The organism is Paraburkholderia sp. GW821-FHT02A12 (assembly GCF_059422005.1).
Window position 1 is genome coordinate 2,803,440 of record NZ_JBWKWA010000002.1, and the last position, 19,846, is coordinate 2,823,285.

Below are 19,846 nucleotides of genomic sequence, written 5' to 3' on the forward strand. Positions count from 1 at the left end.
ATTCAATCGACTCGCGGCGTCGCGCGAATTCGGGCGACGCTCGCTCTGACGTCCTGCCATGCGGGCTTGCCGCCGGCAAACTGCTGACGCAGATACGACACGAGCTCGGCCACCTGGGCGTCGTTGAAACTGTCGCGGTAAGCCGGCATCGTACCGAGTTCGGGCCGGGCAGGCGAGCCGATGCCCTCGAGAATCACGCGAATCAGATTATCGGGCGTGGCGCTGTGCAGATTCGTGTTGAGCGCCAGCGACGGATGCGCGCCGAACAGTTGCGGCCCGTTGCCGGTGTGATGACAGGCGGCGCACGCGCCGTCGAAAAGCCGGGCGCCGAGGCCGGAAGCCAATCCCGCGCCGGTTCTCGCGCCGGCTCCCGCGCCTGGTCCCGCGATCGCGCTGGCCTGCTCGTACTGACGCGCCACGGCCTGCGGATCGGCATTGGGCTCGAGCGGATTGAGCGACGCCAGATAAGCGGCCATCGCGCGAATATCGCTGTCGGGCAACGCCGCCAGATCGCCGACGACGGGCGCCATCGGGCCAGCCGCCACGCCATGCAGCGGCGCGTGACCGAAGCGCAAATAGCCGAACAGTTCGTCCTCGGTCCAGGGCACGGGCGCATTCGAAAGCGTCGTCAGCGCGGGCGCTTCCCAGCCTTCCGCCATGCCGCCGCCAAAGAAGGCCGCACCGGTTTTCTCGGCGCCGAACGCGTTGCGCGGCGTATGGCACGCGCTGCAATGGCCGAGGCCGTTCACCAGATAGGCGCCGCGATTCCATTGCGCGCTTTGCGTTGCGTCGGCGGTGAATGTATTGCGGCCGAGGAAGAGCCCGTTCCATGCGCTCATCAGCGGACGCACGCTAAACGGAAACGCCAGCTTCGTTTCCGGCGGACGCGAGCCCACCGGCGTTTGCGACATCAGGTACGCGTAGAGCGCTTTCAGATCGTCGTCGGAAGTGTTCCTGAACGACGTGTAGGGAAACGCGGGATACAGATGATGGCCGTCGCGGCTGATGCCCTCGCGCATCGCCCGCACGAACGCCTCCAGCGACCACGTGCCGATGCCGGTCTGTCCGTCGGGCGTGATGTTGGTGCTGTAGACGGTGCCGAACGGCGTCTCGAGCGGCTTGCCGCCGGCGTTCGGCACGCCGTTGTGCGCGGTATGGCAAACCGCGCAATTGCCCAGCGCAGCGAGCAGTTTGCCGCGCGCCACCCGTTCCGGCGCGAAAGCGCTCGGCAGCGGCGGCGTGATCGGCGACATGGCCTGCGGCGCCAACGCCAATGCGCCGAGCCAGCCGGCCGCGCCGGTCGCCAGCGCGCCGAGAAAGCCCAGCCGCCAGCGCTTCTTCTTGCGCGCCGCAGCTTCCTCCGCCTGCGCATCGGCGAGCGCGGCGCGAATCGTTTCGGGCGTGAACGGCGGGCGGCGAAAACGCACGCCGGTCGCGTCGTATAACGCGTTGGCGATCGCCGCGGCGCCAGGCAGCGACGCCGATTCGCCGGTGCCCATCGGCGGCTCGCCGTGGCGCGGCATCATCACCACGTCGATCACCGGCACTTCACGGAACGTCAGAATCGGATACGCGCCCCACTCCTGGCTCGTCACCGCGTTTTCGCCGAAGGTCACACGCTCCTTCAACGCGCGGCTGGTCGCCTGGATCACGTTGCCGTGGATCTGATGACGCACGCCGTCCGGATTGACCATCGTGCCGGTGTCCTGGCCGACCACCACGCGCGTTACCGCGAGTTCACCGCTCTTGCGATTGACTTCGACGTCGGCGACCCACGCGGACCACGCCGCGCCGAAGCCGGGAAATTTGCTGTGCACGTAGCGGGCATATGCGAAACCTCTGCCGCGTGCGACGTCGCCTTCGTCCGCATCTTTCAGCGCGACGTTGCGCGGCTCCCAAGCCGCCTTCTCCGTCACCGCTTTGACCAGATCGATCGCACGCGGGTCGGTCAGATGCTTCAGGCGAAACTCGACCGGATCGACGCCCGCCTCGGCCGCGAGTTCGTCGATAAACGATTCGTGCGCGAACGTGTTCGGCAACGCGGACACGCCGCGCAACCACGACGCCCGCACGATCGGCGGCGTGTCGTCGCAGACAATGCGCATCGTGCGGTAGTCGTACGGCGGCACCGCCGTGCGGTCGCCCATTTCGAACACTTGCGGCTGCGCGGAGATCGTGCCGGTCAGCAGCAACGCTAACGTCGGCGCGTCGTTCGATGGATAACGCGTCGCGAAGTCGTATCCCGCGAGCTCGCCTTCGGCGTCCAAAGCGCCGCGCACGTCCATCAATTGCGCGGCGCCCTTCGGTTCCCACGCATGCTCGTCTTCGCGCGACAGTTGCACGCGCACCGGAGCGCCGGCCGCGCGCGACAGTAGCGCGGCGTCGGCAGCGACATCGTCCGCGCAATTGCGGCCGTAGCAGCCCGCCGCGTCCATGCGCACGATTTCGATGTGGGCTTCGTCGAGCGTCATCAGCAGCGCGAGATCGGCGCGCAGCGAATGCGGATTCTGCGTGCCCGACCATACCTTCAGCGTACCGTCGCGATAGTCGGCCACCGCGCACGACGGCCCGATCGACGCATGCATCTGGAACGGCCATACGTACGTGCGTTCGAGCATACGGGCGTCGGCATCGCCGAGCGCCGCATCGACATCGCCGTCGATCACCAGATCGCGCCGCGTCGACGGATTCGCGCGCAAGGCGGCCTCCACCTCGTGGCTGGTTTCGAGCGGCGGCAAACCTTCCACCGCTTTCCATTGCACGTTCAGCCGCCTGACCGCCTGCTGCGCCACCTCTTCGCGCTCAGCCACGATGCCGACGAAGTCGCGAAGCACCACCACCTTGACGATGCCCGGCAAATCGCTGACCGAGTCTTCATCGACATGCAGCAAGCTGTTGCCCACGAACTCGCCCTGCGCGACGCCCGCATACGGCGGCCGCACCACCCGGCCGTGCAGCATGCCCGGCACGCGCACGTCGTGGACAAAGCTCAATTCGCCCGTGGCCTTGGCGGGAATATCGACGCGCGGCGTGCTCCTGCCGACGATCCTGTACGTGTCCGGCGATTTCAGAGGCGCATCGGTCGCGAGCGTCAGTTCGATGCGTCGTCCCGCAATCAACTCGCCGTAGCCGATGCCTGTTTCGACATCGCCAGAACCGGCGCCATCGCGGCGGAAGATCACGCCGTCTCGCACGTCCAACGCATCCGCGTTCACATTCAGGCGCCGCGCTGCCTCGGCCACCAGAAACTGCCGCGCCTGCGCCGCCGCCTGCCGCAACGGCACCGCCGAAATCTGGATCGTGGCGCTCGCAATCGTCGGCCCCTGATTCGGCGCCTCGCTGGTATGTCCGAGCACGAGCGACACGCGCGTCAACGGTATGTCGAGTTCTTCCGCGACGATCTGCGCGAGCGCCGTGCCGATACCCGTGCCGAGATCCACATGACCGTTGAACGCGACCACACTGCCGTCGTCGCGCACAACGAGAAACAGGTCTGCTTCTGTAGGCACAAACGACGAACGCGACCCCGGCTGACCGATGGCCGGCTTCAGCGGCGCTTGCGGCGGCCGCGTGACGATCAGCACGTTCTGCGCGTCACGGAGTTGCTGCCGCGACGGCGGCGCGGACCGGCGATCGACGCTGAAATCCGGCCCTGTCATGCTCGCGCTCCTGTCTGCGCGTCTGATTGCGCAGGCGTTTGTGCGTCCGTTTGTGCGTCCGTTTGTGCGTCCGTTTGTGCGTCCGTTTGTGCGTCCGTTTGTGCGTCCGTTTGTGCGTCCGTTTGTGCGTCCGTTTGTGCGTCCGTTTGTGCGTCCGTTTGTGCGTCCGTTTGTGCGTCCGTTTGCGCCGCGAGCAACTCAGCCGCGCGCTGCACCGCGCGCACGATCTCGACGTGCGTGCCGCAGCGGCACAGGTTGCGCGACAACTCGCGCCGGATCGTGTCGACGCTCGGATGCGGATCGCGATCGAGCAGCGCTTTGGCGGTCATGATCATGCCGTTCAGGCAATAGCCGCACTGCGCGGCCTGTTCTTCGATGAACGCCTGCTGCACCGGATGCAGTGCGGCACGCGTGCCCAATCCTTCGAGCGTGGTGATCTCGCGGCCCAGCGCGACCTTCGCAGTCGTCACGCACGAACGCGTCGGCATGCCGTCGAGCAGCACCGTGCACGCGCCGCATTCGCCGAGACCACAGCCGAATTTCGGCCCGTTCAACGCGAGGTCGTTGCGCAGCAGATAAAGCAGAGGCGTGTCGGCAGCGGCGCTGACGAGATGCGTCGCGCCGTTCACCTTCAGCGTGAGGGTCGCCGGGCGGTTCATGAAAGTGCCGCTCACGCTGCGCGCCGCGCGCTCAGATCACCTCCGGCACTTCGGTCGCCGGCGGTGTATTGCGGCTGCGGCGGCAACGAATCAACCCGTCGATCATCACCATGCCGACGCCCGGAATATCGCCGAGCTGCACGCTTTCGAGCAGCGTATCGGCGGCCGTATGCTGCGCGCGGTCCATGAACACGAGGTCGGCGGGGCGGCCCACCTCGATCAGGCCCTGGCGCAGATTGCGTTGCCGCGCCGTATTGCCGGTCGCGAAGCAGAAGGCGATTTCAGCAGGCACCTCAGCGAGGCTCGAGATCAGCGCGATCATCCGCAGAATGCCGAGCGGCTGCACGCCGGAACCCGCGGGGCTGTCGGTGCCGAGAATGATCCGATGCGGACACTTCAATTCGATCGCGTGACGCGCGGTCAGCAACGCGATCCGCTCGTTGCCGTTGTGGACGATCTCCAGCGCGCGGCTCGACTGCTCGCACAGATCGCATACATGCCGGTACGACAGCGACGTATGGCCGCCGTTGATATGGCCGATCACGTCGGCATCCGCGGCGAGCACCACGTCCCGGTCGATCAGCCCCGAGCCCGGAATCGACGGACCGCCCGTATGAATCGTGCTTTGAATCCCATACTTGCGCGCCCACGCGACCATCTGCGCCGCTTCCTCACCGCCCTTCACACTGCCGAGACCGACTTCGCCAAGCAGCTTGACGCCTGCTTCAGACAGCTCCTTGAAGTCTTCCTCGACCATGCCCTTCTCGATCACCGGCGCGCCGGCCATCACCTTCACACCGCCGCCGACGCCCGCGCCGCGCATCCCTTCGAACGAGCGTTGCGCGGTGATCGCGAGCGCTTTCACGCCGAGCACGTCTTTCGGGCGACCCGGCAGATGCACCTCGCCGGCGGAGATCATCGTGGTGACGCCGCCGTTCAGATTCGACTCGATCCAGCCCATCTGATTCTGACGCGGCGTCCAGTCGCCGAACACCGGATGCACGTGCGAATCGATCAGGCCGGGCGCCACGGTGGTGCCTTTGCAATCGACGGTAGTGCGCGCGCCTTCGAGGTTGCAATCCTTCTCCTTGCCGAGCGCGACGATCACGCCGTCGTCGATCACCAGCGTGTCGGCGTCGAGAATCGGCCGATCGATGTCGCCGGACAACAGCAAGCCGATGTTCGTTACCGCGACCTTGCCCGACAAGCCTGTCAACGTCTCTGCTGCCATCTGCTTCTCCTTTCGCAACAACTGTCCCGCGCCGCACGCATGCGTACCCAGCACGCCTCGCCGCCGATGGAATCACACGCTCAGATAAGCGCGCCTGACTGTTTCGTTCTTTGCGAGTTCGCCGATCGTGCCGCTAAACCGGATCTGCCCTTTTTCGAGCACATACGCTCGGTCGCTGACCAGCTCGGCGAAGTGCAGGTTCTGTTCGGACAACAGGATCGACAGCCCTTCGCGCTTGAGTTCGAGAATCATGTTCGCCATCTGCTCGACGATCACGGGCGCCACGCCCTCGGACGGTTCGTCGAGCAGCACCAGATACGGATTGCCCATCAGCGTGCGCGACACGGTCAGCATCTGCTGTTCGCCGCCGCTCATCTGGCCGCCTGGACGTTTCGGCATTTCGCCGAGGTTGGGAAAGAGGCGAAACAGCTTTTCCGGCGTCCATTGCGGCGCGCCTTCGCGCGGCGGCTGACGGCCCGTGTCGAGGTTTTCCATCACGCTCAGATCGGCAAACACGCGACGGTCTTCCGGCACGAAGCCCACGCCCATCCGCGCGATGCGATACGGCGGCAAGGTCGTGATGTTCTGCCCGCGAAACCGCACTTCGCCCTGACGGCGCGGCAGCAAACCCATGACCGCTTTCATCGTCGTCGATTTGCCGGCGCCGTTGCGGCCCATCAGCGCCACCACTTCGCCACGGCCGACTTCGAGGCCGACGTCGAACAGGATGTGCGCGCGGCCATAAAACGCGTTGAGGCCGGAGACTTTCAGCATCGGCTCGCTCATTGCAGCGCTCCTCCTGGTGCTGGCTGGCCGCTCGCGATTTCATGCAGCGGCGCGTGCGGCCGGAAGGTTTTGCCCGTGCCGAAATAGACCTCCTGCACGCGCGTGTCATTGCGGATCGCTTCCGCGTCCCCCTCGGCGATCAGCTTGCCGCGCGCGAGCACGATCATGCGATCGGCGTACGCGAATACGACGTCCATGCTGTGTTCAGTGAACAGCACGCCGATCCGGTGTTCGGTGACGAGACGTTTGGTCAATGCCATCAGGTCGTTGCGCTCCTTCGGCGCCATGCCGGCAGTGGGCTCGTCCATCAGCAGCAGCTTCGGGCGGTTAGCCAGCGCGATGGCAAGTTCGACGCGCTTGACGTCGCCATAAGCGAGCACGCCGCAAGCGCGATGCGCGTCGGCAGCCATGCCGACCTGTTCGAGCAACGCGAAGGCTTCGTCGGCATAACGCGAGCCCGCGGATTTCCACAGGCCGAATAGCTTGCGTTCACGCGATACCAGGGCCATCTGCACGTTTTCCAGCACGGTCATCGAGTTGAAGGTCGCGGCGATCTGGAACGTACGGCCCACGCCCAGCCGCCAGATATCGCGCGGACGCATGCCGACCAGCTCGTGATCGTCGAGCCGGATCGAGCCGGACGACGGTTGCAACTGGCCGTTGACCATGTTGAAGCAGGTCGACTTGCCCGCTCCGTTCGGGCCGAGCAAAGCGAGCAGCTGACCGGCTTCGAGATCGAAGGAAACGTCGTCGACCGCTTTCAAGCCGCCGAACGATTTGCACAGGCCGGACACACGCAGCAAGCTCATAGCCCCTCCTTGACCGCGGTAGCCTGCGGCGGCGACTTGATGCTGTCTTCCGTGGCGGTGTCGTCGCCAAAACGCTCGCGGATGAAACCGGCAATCCCCTGCGGAAACGCGATCACCAGCAGCAGAATCGCGAGGCCGAGCAGCGCCTGCCAGTAATCGGTCTGCCGCGCGACAGTGTCCTGCAACCACGTGAACACGGCTGCGCCGACAATCGGCCCTGTCAGCGTCTGCAAGCCGCCGAGCAGCACCATCACGAGGCCGTCGACGGAGCGGCTGACGCTGATGACTTCCGGCGAAATCGTGCCTTTGGAAAACGCATACAGCGATCCCGCGAGCCCGCAAAAGAGCGAGGCGATCACGAACGCCGCCCACTGCACGCGCTTCACGTCGATGCCGATCGCTTCCGCGCGCAACACCGAATCGCGCGACGCCCGCATCGCATAGCCCAGCGGCGAGAACAGCATCTTGCGCAACAGCCACACGCCGATCACCGCGCAGGCGAGCGTCACATAGTAATAAGCCACCGGCGACGCCAGCCAGTTCGACGGCCACAAACCGAGAATGCCGTTGCTGCCGCCCGTCACGTCGTCCCACTGGAACACCACCGACCAGACGATCTGCGCGAACGCGAGTGTGAGCATCGCGAGGTAGACGCCGGAGAGGCGCACGCAAAACCAGCCGAATACCAGCGCGCCGGCCACCGCGAGCAAAGGGCCGAGCAACACCGCGGCTTCCATCGGCAGATTCAGGACTTTGAGGAACAGCGCCGCGCCGTAGGCGCCGAGGCCGAAGTAAGCAGCATGGCCGAACGAATGCATGCCGCCCGGCCCCATGATGAAATGCAGACTCGTTGCAAAGAGCACGGCGATCAGGATTTCAACGAGCAGGACGGGCACGTAAGGAAACGCGTTCGCCGCGAGCGGCGCCAAACCCAGCACCATCAGCGCGATCCCCGCCAGCCACTTCAGACGCTTGCCGGCCGGCCGCAAAGGCGCTTCCGGCGCCGCCATGCCCCGCACCGCCGCGCTCGCCCGGCCCAGCAAGCCCCAGGGCCGCACCACCAGCACCACCGCCATCACGACAAACTCGGCGACCAGCGTAAAGCGGCTCAACGACAGATCGATACCGAACACCGATACATGTCCGATGCCGATGCACAGCGCCTTGATCTCCGCGATCAGCAACGCGGCGATAAACGCACCCGGGATCGCCCCCATCCCGCCGACCACCACCACGACAAACGCGTTGCCGATGGTCTCCAGATCCAGCGACAGATTCGCCGACATCCGCGGCCCTTGCAGCGCGCCGCCCAACCCGGCGAGAAACGCGCCGACGAAAAACACGCCGGTGAACAGCCACGCCTGGTTGATGCCGAGCGCGCCGAGCATCTCGCGATCCTGCGTCGCAGCGCGCACCAGCGTGCCCCAGCGCGTGCGCGTCAACGCGTACCACAGCAGCAGCAGCACCACCGGCCCGATCACGATCAGCGCGATATCGTACGTGGGCAGCGGATGGCCGAGGAAATCGACTGCGCCCGCCAGATGCGGCGCGCGCGGGCCGAACAGGTCTTCCGGGCCCCACAGCCACAAAGCGGCGTCGCGAAAGATCAGCACGAGCGCGAACGTCGCCAGCAAGTGAAACAGCTCGGGCGCCTGATAAATGCGCCTCAACACGATCATTTCGACCAGCGCGCCGAGCACCGCTACGACCAGCGCCGCCGCCAGCACCGATAACCAGAATCCGCTCACGGTATGGCCGAAACGGCTCGCGATGCTATACGCGACATAGATGCCGAACATATAGAACGAGCCGTGCGCAAAGTTGACGATGCGCGTCACGCCGAAGATCAGCGACAAGCCGGCGGCGACCAGAAACAGCGTCGACGCGTCGGCGAGTCCGTTGACCAGCTGTACCAGCAAATTCGAAAGCATCGTGACCCTCGGCAGCTTGCTATTCGACCATCGCGTCTAAAGCGCGCTCTACACGCGACGAACGGACAGCAAACGTTGCAGCGCGTGCGGCACCATGCGCGCACGCGTCAACGGCAGGACAATACGCCCCCAAGCGCCCCCAAGGAAGTCCCCTTGGGAGGCCAGCGAAATAACTCAACGCAAACCGTCTTCGCCCTTGATCTCACTGACCTGCAAGCCGCCGATGCGCGGCAGCGGCCGTCCCGATGCCGTTACCGCGACCGCCACGACGATTTCGCTGGCGCGCGGCGCATCCGAAACCCGCGCCTCGATCGCATCGAAATGGCTGCGCACGAAGGCGGCATCCTTGTGGCCGAGCGGCACGTCGATCGCGGTGCCGAGCGTGCCCATTTTTTTCGCCGACGGCACCAGCGCCGCACCCTTCTCGACTGCCACCCGCAGCGGCGCGCCGAGCTTCGGATGCAGGATCGCCGCCGCGTGTTCGAGTTCGCCCGCCTCGCCGACGATCGCCGCCTTGCCATAGCTTTGCGCTTCGGACGGCTTGATGCCGAGTGCTTCGACGCACTTGTTGCCGAGCAAGCCGCCGAGTTCCTCGCCGGCTTCGATCAGCGCGTCGAGCCTGGCCTCGTAGCGGCCCGCATACGGATTCTCGATGACCGCGATCGCCACCGCGCGGCGTGCCGGCGGGTTGACGGTCTGCCCCATTTCAATGCGTGTTTCATCGACCTGCACGACCAGCTTGCGAAGCTTGATTGCCATTTCGCTCTCCGTGTTTGGGTGCTCGCGTTGCATCTGTCCGCTGCTTATGTTCGCTGCTTATGTTCGTTGCTTATGTTCGGTTCGCCGTTCAGGAAGCGCTCAGCGCAAGCCGTCCTTGCCGACAATCGCCTCTTTCGCGAGACCGCCGACGCGCGCATGCACGCGCTGCCCGGTGCTCATCACGAGGATAACCACCAGCTCATCCGCGGCTGGCGCGCCAGGCACGCGCACTTCGATTGCATCGAAATGGCTGCGCACGTAGCTCGCGTTGACGTGCGTGAGCGGCACATCCAGCGCGGTGGAAGGCGCGCCGACTTTCTTGGTGGACGGCACGATCGCATGGGTCGGCACGCCGTTTTTCTCCAGCAATTCGCGCATCGCATAGCCGCCGGGCACATGCCACAGCGCGCCGTGTTCGAGCTCGCCGCGCGAGCCGACGATCGCGCCTTTGCCATAGCTTTCGATCGACGCGTGCGGCACGGCCATCGCCGCAAGCAGCCGCTGCGCCATATCGAAGCCGATCGGCTTGAGCGCTTCCATCGCGGATTCGATGTGGGCTTCGTAGCGTCCGGCGAACGGGTTCGCCATCACCGCGGCAATCGCGCCGCGGCGCAACGGCTGCGCGGGCGCGGGGCCGAACTCGTGAAAGATGTCTTCGACGTGCGTCAGCACGCGGCGTATTTCGAACACGGAGCCTCCGTTGGTTGTTGAGCACGATGCGTCAGAAGCGCCGCGCCTTGCTGAGTCATGCCGACGACGCGCACCTGCCCTTGCAGGAACAGCGCGGCGCTTTCAATCAAGCCTCGTTCACGCAGGCGCTGCGCCGCCTCGGCGCCACGGGTCAGCGCGAGATCGGTCAGCGGCGGCGGCAAGCGTGGCACGTCGACCGTTACCGGCAGGTCGCCGAGATCGCTATCGTCCTTCAACGACGACGCCGGACGGCGCACGATGCCCGCGTGATCGCAATCGACGGCGTTGGCGATCACCGTCGCGGCGGCGTCGGCAGCGGCGGCGTTGCAGGCGAGCACGGTTACGCTGTCGGCGATACCGAGGCTGAAGCTGCGGCCACGCCAGCCGCTCGTGGCGATACCGCGGATCGGCATGCCGGCGTCGAGCGTCAGGTTGGCGTCGAGCCCTCGCCCGCCCGTCAGCCTCGCGCCCGAAAGTTCGGCGAGGTCGGCGAGGTTGGCGAATACGCCGACGCGATACTGCTGTCCTTCAGTCAAATGCAACGCGATGTCGCCGCCATTGTTGATGAACGCGCGCGCGACGCCGGGCCGCGCGAACGCCGCGATCAGTTCATCGGCGACGCTGCCCGCCACGGCGGCCATCGGCGTGATGTAGCGGGCACGGTGCGGAAAACACGCGCGCCACATGCGGCGGGCCACTTCGCCTTTCAACCCGCATTCGTTGCCAGCGGCCTCGCTCGGCAGTGCTTGCCGAAGCAGCTCGAGCTCGCCGACCAACTCGGGCAACACGCCGACAAAACGCGTCCAGCAGGCCTCATACGCGGCCTGCACCGCCGCGGGTTCGCCGTCGGCGCCGAGGATCAGATCGATCGGCCCATGCTGCCAATGCCAGCGTGCCGCGTCGAGTCGAGTGCGGATTGCGTTCATCGTCTCTATCCCCATCATCCGGGCATCGGCGGCATGGCGGGCGGCCACGGGTTGGCGGGATTGCGCGGCAACGTCCGGCGCGCGAGCGGCGCACCTTCCGTGTGCTCCGGTCCGTTTGCCAGCACGCTCGCCAGCGAACGCACCGCGTCGAGATGGCCGCCGAGGTCGCGATACGCGTCATACGTCATGGTGAATTCGATCGGCGCGACGATCGCGGGCGTCGGCACGGTGCCGAACGACCGATCGGGCATACGCGAAACATCGACCATTACCGTGATGCCGCCGCCCGGCCACACATAGGCAGGCGCGCCGCCGCAGGTCACGTTCACGAGTTTGCGCTTGATGGCGCGCGTCAGCAGCACCGGATTCTCCGTCGCCCCCGCTCGCAGACTGCCGCCCGCGCCGCCGAGAAACAGCACCGTCGCGAGCGACGGCTCGCAGTTCTCGCCGATCCGATCGACCGTGCGGCGCACCGCGTCGGGCATCGCTGCAACGCGCGGCACCAGATCGCGATCGAGTTCGTACCACTGCGCGTGTTCGCCGGTGGTCGACACCATCAGCAAGCGCATGCCGGGTTTGGCCACCGCCGGGTCGAAGCCCTCGACAATCGCCAGCGGGTCCTGAATGTCGGTGCCGCCCCAGCCGGTGCCGGGATTCGCCACCTGGAAATAGCGGCCCGGCGTCGATTTGCGTCCGCGAATCTTCAGACCTGAACGCGTCATGCCGAGACATCGGCCCGCCTGGTGTTCGGTCAGCACGCCGGTGATGTGATCGTCGACCACGACCACTTCATCGGCATGACCGAACCATTGTTTCGCGAAAATGCCGATGGTCGCCGAGCCGCAACCCACCCGCATACGCTGCTCTTCGACGCCGTCGACAATCGGCGCCGCGCCCGCGCGAATCGCCAGGCTCGCGCCGCCGTCGATGGTCAGCTCCACCGCTTCCTTGTTGCCGAGCGCTAGCATCATGTCGCAAGTCACGCGGCCTTCCTTCTTGCTGCCGCCGGTCAGATGATGGACGCCGCCGAGGCTCAGCATCTGCGAGCCGTATTCCGCGGTGGTCACATGGCCGACGATCTCGCCCTGGCAGCGCACGTTCGATTGCTCCGGCCCGAGAAAGCGGTCGGTATCGATCTTCACCTTGAAGCTGCAATAACTGAAAATGCCCTCGGTGACGACGGTAATCATGTCGACGTCGTCGAGCTTCGAAGACACGATAAACGGCGCGGGCTTGTAGTCGGGATAAGTGGACGATGCGCCGACGCCGGTGACGAACAGCGCCTGTTCCGCGGCGGGATCATGCGCTTCGGACGATGCACCAAATTCGACCGTGGCATCCGTACTGCCTGCGCTCGCTTCGGACGATGAAGCCGCACGCGAAAGAAACACCACCGGATCGACGCGAATCAGCCGGCCATCCGCATTTGCATAACGATCGCATGCGCCGGTGCGGCCCGCCGATATCTGGCACAACACCGGACACGCATTGCATTCGATCTTGTTCGACGCCATCCGCTCACTGCGCGGCGCCGCTTTTTCGAGCACGGTGGGACCCGGCGTCGAGGCGGTTTCGCCGTCGACGCGCTCCGCACCGAAATCGACCTTCGTATGTTCTGTCATGGTGGGGTTCCCATACGACGACATTACAATCGGTCCTGCCCGGTTGACGAATAGCCCTTGTTTTCAGGGACTTTCGCGTGACCCGCTTTTTGAATGTTGCGGCCACTCACCGTTCGTGTAGTATCCACTACACCAAACTCGACTGAAATCTAACTGATCAAAATAGACTGCGCAATGTGTTTCCCGGCGCACTTTCGGGCTACGCCTGAATGCTGCGGCGCGGCATCCTCATGTGGATCACAAGTCAATCTACGCCGAAGCACATGTTCGGGCAGCGCATGTCGCGGCGTGCGATGCGGGCTGTATGATGAAAGCGCGCCAGTGCCCATCGTGCCCGTGGCGCATGTCGCTTAGCATGTCGCTTAATCAGACGCCAACAAAGAGAACGAAACCGCCATGAGTCCCACTGCCGCCCGCAAGCCGGGCGCCACCGGTGTCCGAGCGAAACAGGCGCAGGACACGCGCGCGAAGATTCTGAAAGCGGCCATCAAGGTCTTTGCGAAGCAAGGCTATGCAAGCGGCCGCGTCGAAAGTATTTCGAAGGCCGCGCGTTCGCACGACCGCATGATCTATTACTACTTCGGCAGCAAGGAGCAGTTGTTCGTCGAAGCGCTGGAGACTATCTACACACAGTTCAACGAAGCCGAAAGCAAGCTCGATCTCGACCTCGACGATCCGGTGCATGGCCTCGAGCAAATGGTGGAATTCGTCTGGCAGTACTACCTCGATCATCCCGAGTTCGTCACGCTGCTGTCGAGCGAGAATCTGCATCAAGGCAAGCACGCGAAGAAATCGTCCAAGCTGAAGGAGATTTCGGGCTATGCGATTTCGGTCGTGCAGAAGTTGCTGGACGCGGGCCACGCGCAAAACGTCTTTCGCGCAGACGTCAAGGCGCGCGACGTGTATTTGATGATCGCGTCGCTCGGCTATTTTTATAACGCCAACCAATACACGTTGGGCGCGTTTCTCGGCGAACCTCTGATGGACAAGGCGGCGCTCGCGCATTGGCGCGAGGTCATCAAGGACACGGTGTTGCGGGCGGTGCGTTTGCAATTGCCGGCTGATGCTGCTGCGGGGAACGGGAGCACAACCGCCTGAAGCGCACGCGGTGTTGCCGGCGTGCGCTTCGTGAGGCGAGCGTTACGGCTTTGCCGCGGCGTCGTCTTCGCGGAACAGTTTGTCCGCGAGGTGGAATGCCGAATTGGCCGCCGGCACGCCGCAATAGATCGCGGTTTGCAGCAGCACTTCCTTGATCTGCTCGCGCGTGACGCCGTTGTTCTTCGCGGCGCGCAAATGCAACGCAAGCTCTTCGCTGCGATTGAGCGAGACCATCATCGCGATCGTCAGCAGACTGCGCGTATGACGCGGCAAGCCTTCACGCGTCCAGATTTCGCCCCACGCGTAGCGGGTGATCAGGTTCTGGAATTCTTCAGTCAGCTCCGTGCGGTTGGCGAGCGAGCGGTCGACGTGCGCATCGCCCAGCACCGCGCGGCGCACGCCGAGTCCGGCTTCGTAGCGGTCTTCGTCGTTCATCGCGGCCCCGTCAGGAAGTCGAGCACGGTCTTCGTGAAGGCGTCCATTTGCTCGATGTTGGAAATGTGCGCGGCGTCCAGCTCCACGTAACGCGCGCCCGGAATCGCCGCCGCCAATGCGCGGCCTTGTTCCGGCGTGGCGGCCAGATCGTGCGTGCCGCTGATCACCAGCGCCGGCACCTTGATGCCGGGCGCTTCGGGGCGCAGATCGGTGGCGTCGATCGCGTCGCAATTCGACGCATAGCCTTCCTTATCAGTGTGCACGAATACATCGCGAATCATCGCGAAGACGACCGGCTCGCGCTCGATGAAGTCAGCGGTGAACCAGCGCGGCAAGACCGCATCCGCCAGCGCGAGCATGCCTTCGGCGCGTGCACGCGCCGCGCGCGGCACCCATACTTCGGGTGAACCGATGCGAGCGGCGGTGTTGCTCAGCACGACACGCTCGAGACGATTCGCGTGACGCGCGGCCAGTGCGACGCCGGTCAGGCCGCCCATCGACACGCCGCAGAAATTCGCGCGCGCGATCTTCAGCGTATCCATCAGGCCGAGCACGTCGCCGGTGAGTTGTTCGATCGTGTACGGACCCTTCGGCGCTTCCGAGTGGCCGTGACCGCGCGTGTCGTAGCGCAGCACGCGGAAGTGTCTGGACAGCGCCGCGACTTGCGGCGTCCACATCGACAGATCGCTGCCGAGCGAATTCGACAACACGATCCACGGCGCGTTGCCGTGACGGTCACCATCGATCCGATAGTGAAGTTCGGTGCCGTTGACTGCGGCGTAAGGCATGCCGGTTACTCCCTGGAGGTTGCGCGCTTGGCGCGCGTGGAATGAAGCGCCAGCACGGCGTCCACATAAGCGTGCGCCTGACCGACGTATTGAGCGGGGTCGAGCAGCTTCTGCAAGCGCTCGGGCGGAAGATGTTCGGTGACGGCGCGGTCGACCGAGAGGACCTCGAAGAGCGTCTGTCCGTCGCGGATCGCCGCCTTCGACGCGCGCTCGACCAGATGATGCGCATCGAGCCGGCCAATGCTGTCGCCGAGCGCGAGCATCACCGCTTCGCCGAGAATCAGGCCGTGCGTGACGTCGAGATTCGCCGCAAGACGCGGCACGTTGACGTTCAGACCCGCGGCGATCTGTTCGATGTTGGCGAGCGCGCCGCCCGCGAGACGCGCGAGATCCGGCAGCGCGTCCCATTCGGCTTGCCAGCCGCCGAGCGCGCGTTCGTGTTCCTGCACCATGCCGGCGAACACCGTGGCGACCAGCCCGGGCGCGCGGGTCGCGGCGGTCAGCACCGCCGCGCAGCCGACCGGGTTGCGCTTGTGCGGCATCGTCGACGAACCGCCCTTGCCTGCCGCGGCCGGCTCGGCCAGTTCGTCGATCTCGGTTTGCATCTGCAACGAGATATCGCGTGCGATCTTGCCGAGCGTGCCGATCAGCATGCCGAACAGCGACGCTGTTTCAGCGATGCGATCGCGTTGCGTGTGCCACGGCAAAGTGGGCACGGCGAGTTCGAGTTCCTGCGCGAGTGTTTGCGTGACTTGCGGGGCGGCGTCGCGCAAGCTGGCGAGCGTGCCTGCCGCACCGCCGAATTGCAGCACCAGCACGCGCGGACGCAGTGCGTCGAGCCGCTCGCGATGGCGCAGCAGCGCGTCGAGCCACTGCGCGAATTTCAGACCGAGGGTGATCGGCAGCGCCTGCTGCAGCCACGTGCGGCCGATCATCGGCGTCGCGCGATGCGTGACGGCGAGCGCCGCCACCGCGTCGCAGGTGGCTTGCAGGCCACGGTCCAGCAAATCGAAGCTGTCGCGCAGTTGCAGCACGGTCGCCGTATCGATGATGTCCTGGCTCGTCGCACCCCAATGGACGTACTTCGACGCTTCGGCATCCGCGGCTTTCACGCGCGCGGTGAGTTGCTTGACGAGCGGAATCGCGAGGTTGCCGCCGAGCGCCGCGTCGCGCGCGAGCGCGTCGGCGTCGAGCTGATCGGCGTGGCAGGCCGCTTCGATCGCGGCCACCGCGCCTGGCGGAATTACGTTATGCGCGGCCGATGCCCGGGCGAGCGCCGCTTCGACGTCGAGCATCCGTTGCAGCGTGGCACGCGGCGCCCAGATGTCGTTCATCGGCTGCGTGCCGCAAAGGAGACCGGTCAGACGGGTGCTGGAGTCGAGCATGATGGGCGATGATCGAGGGAATCGAAAGTGAAGGTTTTAGCGCGGCTTTCAGCGCGCGGCGAGACGCGTCTGATGGACAGTAGACAGCGTACCGCACACGGCGTTGCGGAGTATTGTGCGCCGAACGCGGCCAGAACGTCATTCGCGACATCGTGTCACGCGCACGATGCGTGCCTCATGCGCGTTGATGTGACGGTGTGACGTTCGGGCGCCTTTCGGTGGCGCTCTGGCCATGCGCTTTAGCCATGCGCTCTGGCCATGCGCTTTGGCCATACATCGGCCGCGCTTTCGCTTCGGGTCAGGCCGCGCGCGCCGCCTGGGTGCCGTCGATCAGCGGCACGCCGGTCAGTTTGTGCAGCGCGTCGAAGTCGATGTCCGAGAAGATCTCGCGGACCACGAGGCCTTCGCCGGTGACGTCGATCATCGCGAGGTCGGTGTAGATGCGATTGACGCAGCCCACGCCCGTCACCGGGTACGTGCATTCGGCGGCGATCTTGCTTTCGCCCTGCTTGGTCAGGTGCTCCATCATCACGTAGACCTGCTTCGCGCCGATTGCCAGATCCATTGCGCCGCCGACGGCCGGAATCGCGTCGGGCGCGCCGGTGTGCCAGTTCGCCAGATCGCCCTTCGCCGACACCTGGAAAGCGCCGAGCACGCAGAAATCCAGGTGGCCGCCGCGCATCATCGCGAACGAATCCGCGTGATGGAAGTAGGCGCCGCCCGTCCGCAGCGTGACGTGCTGCTTGCCGGCGTTGATCAGTTCGTCGTCTTCCTCGCCAGGAGCCGGCGCGGGGCCCATGCCGAGCAGACCGTTTTCGCTGTGCAGGAAAATTTCCTTGTCGGCGGCGAGGTGGTTGGCCACCAGCGTCGGCACGCCGATGCCGAGATTCACGTAGGCGCCTTCAGGGATATCCAGCGCAACGCGCCTGGCCATTTCATCGCGGGTCAGTTTCTTCATGTCGGTCTCCGGGTCAGGCGGCGGTGGCGGCTGCGTTTTGATGGGCCGCTTGCGGCACTTCGATCACGCGTTGCACGAAGATGCCGGGGGTGACGATCACTTCCGGATCGAGCGCGCCGAGCGGCACCACTTCCGACACCTGGACGATCGCGGTTTTGGCCGCGCTAGCCATGATCGGTCCGAAGTTGCGGGCCGTCTTGCGATAGACGAGGTTGCCCCAGCGATCGCCCTTGTGCGCCTTGATCAGCGCGAAGTCCGCGTGCAGCGGCGACTCGAGCACGTAGTGCTTGCCGTCGATCAGGCGGGTTTCCTTGCCTTCGGCGAGTTTGGTGCCGTAGCCGGTCGGCGTGAAAAATCCGCCGATGCCTGCGCCCGCAGCGCGAATACGCTCGGCGAGGTTGCCTTGCGGCACCAGTTCGAGTTCGATTTCACCGGCTCGATAGAGCGCGTCGAACACATACGAATCGGTTTGGCGCGGGAATGAGCAGATGATTTTGCGCACGCGTTTGGCTTTGAGCAGCGCCGCGAGGCCGATGTCGCCGTTGCCGGCGTTGTTGTTGACGATGGTGAGTTCGCGCGCGCCTTGTTCGATGAGCGCGTCGATCAGTTCGGACGGCATGCCGGCCGTGCCGAAGCCGCCGATCATGACGGTGGCGCCGTCGTGGACGTCGGCGACCGCCGCTTGAAGTGACTCGAAAATCTTGTTGATCATGTCGAATTTCCTTTTGGGGCGCTGCGCACCGATCGGCTTTTGCCTTTGCAGGCAGGGGCGTTTGCGGGACGGTCTCCGGGCCTTTTTGCCCGGCTGTGCTTGCCGGGTTGAAGTACTCGTTCATCGCCTTGAGTTTGTTCGCTATATGAACGTTGATTCGATTAGCGAACGTTGCAGCAGATTATGGTTGCCCTTCGGGCGGGTTGTCAAGGCAGGGGATTCCATGATGATAGGGCGTTGTTCGCGCAGCGGTCTGGTTTAAAAAGCCCAACCTCAGGCTTACCCCACTATCCAGATCACCAATTAACCCCCTACCCTCTATCCAGATACCGAATACCTCTCACAGCGCCACAGGCAAAAGAAAATGCCGGACCTAGATTTAGACCTCAACCTGATCCCCTATCTGGTAGCCATGGAAGACACCCGCAATGTCAGCCGCGCTGCGGAGCAGCTAGGCGTCAGCCAGCCGCGCGTGAGCACCGCACTAGGCCGCCTGCGGGAATACTTCGACGACCCGCTTTTCGTGCGCACGTCCCGCGGTATGGAGCCCACGCCGCGAGCGCTGGCGATCCTGCCCGCTGCCCGCGACGCGCTCCTGCGCATCGAAAAAGGCATGCTCGACGCGCAAGACTTCGACCCCGGGACCAGCACCCACACCTTCGCCATCGCGCTCTCCGACGTCGGCGAAATCGTCTTCCTGCCGCGTCTGCTGCAACTCTTCGCCGAACGCGCGCCCAACGCCAACCTGCGCTCGGTGTCGCTCTCGCCCTCGCATGTCGAACGCGGACTCGAATCGGGCGACGTCGATCTGGCCGTCGGCTATTTCCCCGATCTGTCGGGAAACAACTTCTTTCAGCAACGGCTCTTCACCCATCGATTCATCTGCCTGATGCGCACGGGTCATCCGCTCTCGAAAGCGCCGCTCACGCTGCCCCAGTTTGTGGCGTCAGGCCACGCGGTGGTCCGCGCCGAAGGACGCAGCCAGGAAGTCCTCGAGAAATACCTGGAAAAGAAACGCATCAAGCGCCGTGCCGTGCTGGAAACGCCGCACTTCATGAGCCTACCGTTCATCCTCGCGCGCACCGATCTGCTTGCGACCGTGCCGCACGCAATCGGTTTCGCGTACGTGTCGGAGCACGCGTCGATCACGCTGGTCGAGCCGCCGCTGCCGCTGCCGCGCTTCGATCTGCGGCAGCACTGGCATCGCAAGTTTCATAACGATCCGCGCGCGAGTTGGCTGCGCGGCGTGGTCGCCGAACTCTTCAACGACGATAAGGACGAGTGGCCGAAATAGCCGCGCGCCCCGACAGCGAAAAGGGACATCAGCACGACCCGGCGCAAAACATGGAACAATGGCCGCACTCATTGAACCCGCGCGCTCCATCGAGCGTCGACGCG

16 protein-coding genes and 1 pseudogene are annotated in these 19,846 nt (G+C 65.0%); 2 read left to right on the forward strand and 15 right to left on the reverse strand.

Going from position 1 to position 19,846, the window contains the following annotated elements:
- Positions 1–2: 2 nt before the first annotated feature.
- The 10 genes and pseudogenes from AC07WT_RS34045 to AC07WT_RS34090 all read right to left on the reverse strand — a co-directional run bounded on the left by AC07WT_RS34045 (position 3) and on the right by AC07WT_RS34090 (position 13,072).
- Positions 3–3,659 carry a molybdopterin cofactor-binding domain-containing protein gene (locus AC07WT_RS34045; RefSeq protein ID WP_494950341.1) on the reverse strand — a complete coding sequence of 1,219 codons (3,657 nt, stop codon included), beginning with the start codon at positions 3,657–3,659 and terminating at the stop codon, positions 3–5.
- Between the two features lie 158 nt (positions 3,660–3,817).
- A pseudogene (locus AC07WT_RS34050) lies at positions 3,818–4,318 on the reverse strand ((2Fe-2S)-binding protein); the annotation flags it as partial.
- Between the two features lie 31 nt (positions 4,319–4,349).
- Positions 4,350–5,549: an amidohydrolase family protein gene (locus tag AC07WT_RS34055; RefSeq protein ID WP_494950342.1), complete on the reverse strand. Its 1,200-nt coding sequence runs from the start codon at positions 5,547–5,549 to the stop codon at positions 4,350–4,352.
- A gap of 72 nt (positions 5,550–5,621) precedes the next feature.
- Entirely contained in the window at positions 5,622–6,335 is a 714-nt protein-coding gene (locus AC07WT_RS34060) for an ABC transporter ATP-binding protein (protein WP_494950343.1), read from the reverse strand.
- Positions 6,332–7,144, reverse strand: a complete 813-nt coding sequence (locus AC07WT_RS34065) for an ABC transporter ATP-binding protein (RefSeq protein WP_494950344.1) — start codon at positions 7,142–7,144, stop codon at positions 6,332–6,334. The genes AC07WT_RS34060 and AC07WT_RS34065 overlap by 4 nt, the downstream gene beginning before the upstream one ends.
- On the reverse strand, positions 7,141–9,075 hold the full coding sequence (locus tag AC07WT_RS34070) for an ABC transporter permease (protein WP_494950345.1): 1,935 nt from the start codon (positions 9,073–9,075) through the stop codon (positions 7,141–7,143). The genes AC07WT_RS34065 and AC07WT_RS34070 overlap by 4 nt, the downstream gene beginning before the upstream one ends.
- A gap of 174 nt (positions 9,076–9,249) precedes the next feature.
- On the reverse strand, positions 9,250–9,834 hold the full coding sequence (locus AC07WT_RS34075; RefSeq protein WP_492594401.1) for an amino acid synthesis family protein: 585 nt from the start codon (positions 9,832–9,834) through the stop codon (positions 9,250–9,252).
- Between the two features lie 99 nt (positions 9,835–9,933).
- Positions 9,934–10,524, reverse strand: coding sequence for an amino acid synthesis family protein (locus AC07WT_RS34080; protein ID WP_492594400.1), 591 nt, complete (start codon positions 10,522–10,524; stop codon positions 9,934–9,936).
- A complete protein-coding gene (locus AC07WT_RS34085; RefSeq protein WP_494950346.1) occupies positions 10,500–11,450 on the reverse strand; it encodes a UPF0280 family protein in 951 nt (316 codons plus the stop codon). Before AC07WT_RS34085 ends, AC07WT_RS34080 begins: the two co-directional genes overlap by 25 nt.
- 14 nt (positions 11,451–11,464) lie before the next feature.
- Entirely contained in the window at positions 11,465–13,072 is a 1,608-nt protein-coding gene (locus AC07WT_RS34090) for a 6-hydroxynicotinate reductase (protein ID WP_494950347.1), read from the reverse strand.
- Positions 13,073–13,468: 396 nt separating this feature from the next.
- On the opposite strand from AC07WT_RS34090, the gene AC07WT_RS34095 reads away from it, so the two are divergent.
- Entirely contained in the window at positions 13,469–14,170 is a 702-nt protein-coding gene (locus tag AC07WT_RS34095; RefSeq protein ID WP_494950348.1) for a TetR family transcriptional regulator, read from the forward strand.
- Between the two features lie 42 nt (positions 14,171–14,212).
- On the opposite strand, the gene pcaC is transcribed toward AC07WT_RS34095, so the two are convergent.
- From pcaC to AC07WT_RS34120, 5 genes are all read right to left on the reverse strand, one after another.
- On the reverse strand, positions 14,213–14,605 hold the full coding sequence (gene pcaC / locus AC07WT_RS34100; protein ID WP_494950349.1) for a 4-carboxymuconolactone decarboxylase: 393 nt from the start codon (positions 14,603–14,605) through the stop codon (positions 14,213–14,215).
- Positions 14,602–15,393, reverse strand: a complete 792-nt coding sequence (gene pcaD / locus AC07WT_RS34105; protein WP_492594395.1) for a 3-oxoadipate enol-lactonase — start codon at positions 15,391–15,393, stop codon at positions 14,602–14,604. The genes pcaC and pcaD overlap by 4 nt, the downstream gene beginning before the upstream one ends.
- 5 nt (positions 15,394–15,398) lie before the next feature.
- Positions 15,399–16,778 carry a 3-carboxy-cis,cis-muconate cycloisomerase gene (locus tag AC07WT_RS34110; RefSeq protein WP_494950350.1) on the reverse strand — a complete coding sequence of 460 codons (1,380 nt, stop codon included), beginning with the start codon at positions 16,776–16,778 and terminating at the stop codon, positions 15,399–15,401.
- Between the two features lie 298 nt (positions 16,779–17,076).
- Complete coding sequence (locus AC07WT_RS34115; RefSeq protein WP_492594393.1) at positions 17,077–17,736, reverse strand: 3-oxoacid CoA-transferase subunit B; 660 nt, start codon at positions 17,734–17,736, stop codon at positions 17,077–17,079.
- 13 nt (positions 17,737–17,749) lie between these two features.
- Complete coding sequence (locus AC07WT_RS34120; protein ID WP_492594392.1) at positions 17,750–18,448, reverse strand: 3-oxoacid CoA-transferase subunit A; 699 nt, start codon at positions 18,446–18,448, stop codon at positions 17,750–17,752.
- A gap of 364 nt (positions 18,449–18,812) precedes the next feature.
- On the opposite strand from AC07WT_RS34120, the gene AC07WT_RS34125 reads away from it, so the two are divergent.
- Positions 18,813–19,742, forward strand: coding sequence for a LysR family transcriptional regulator (locus AC07WT_RS34125; protein WP_494950351.1), 930 nt, complete (start codon positions 18,813–18,815; stop codon positions 19,740–19,742).
- The last annotated feature ends 104 nt before the right edge of the window (positions 19,743–19,846 follow it).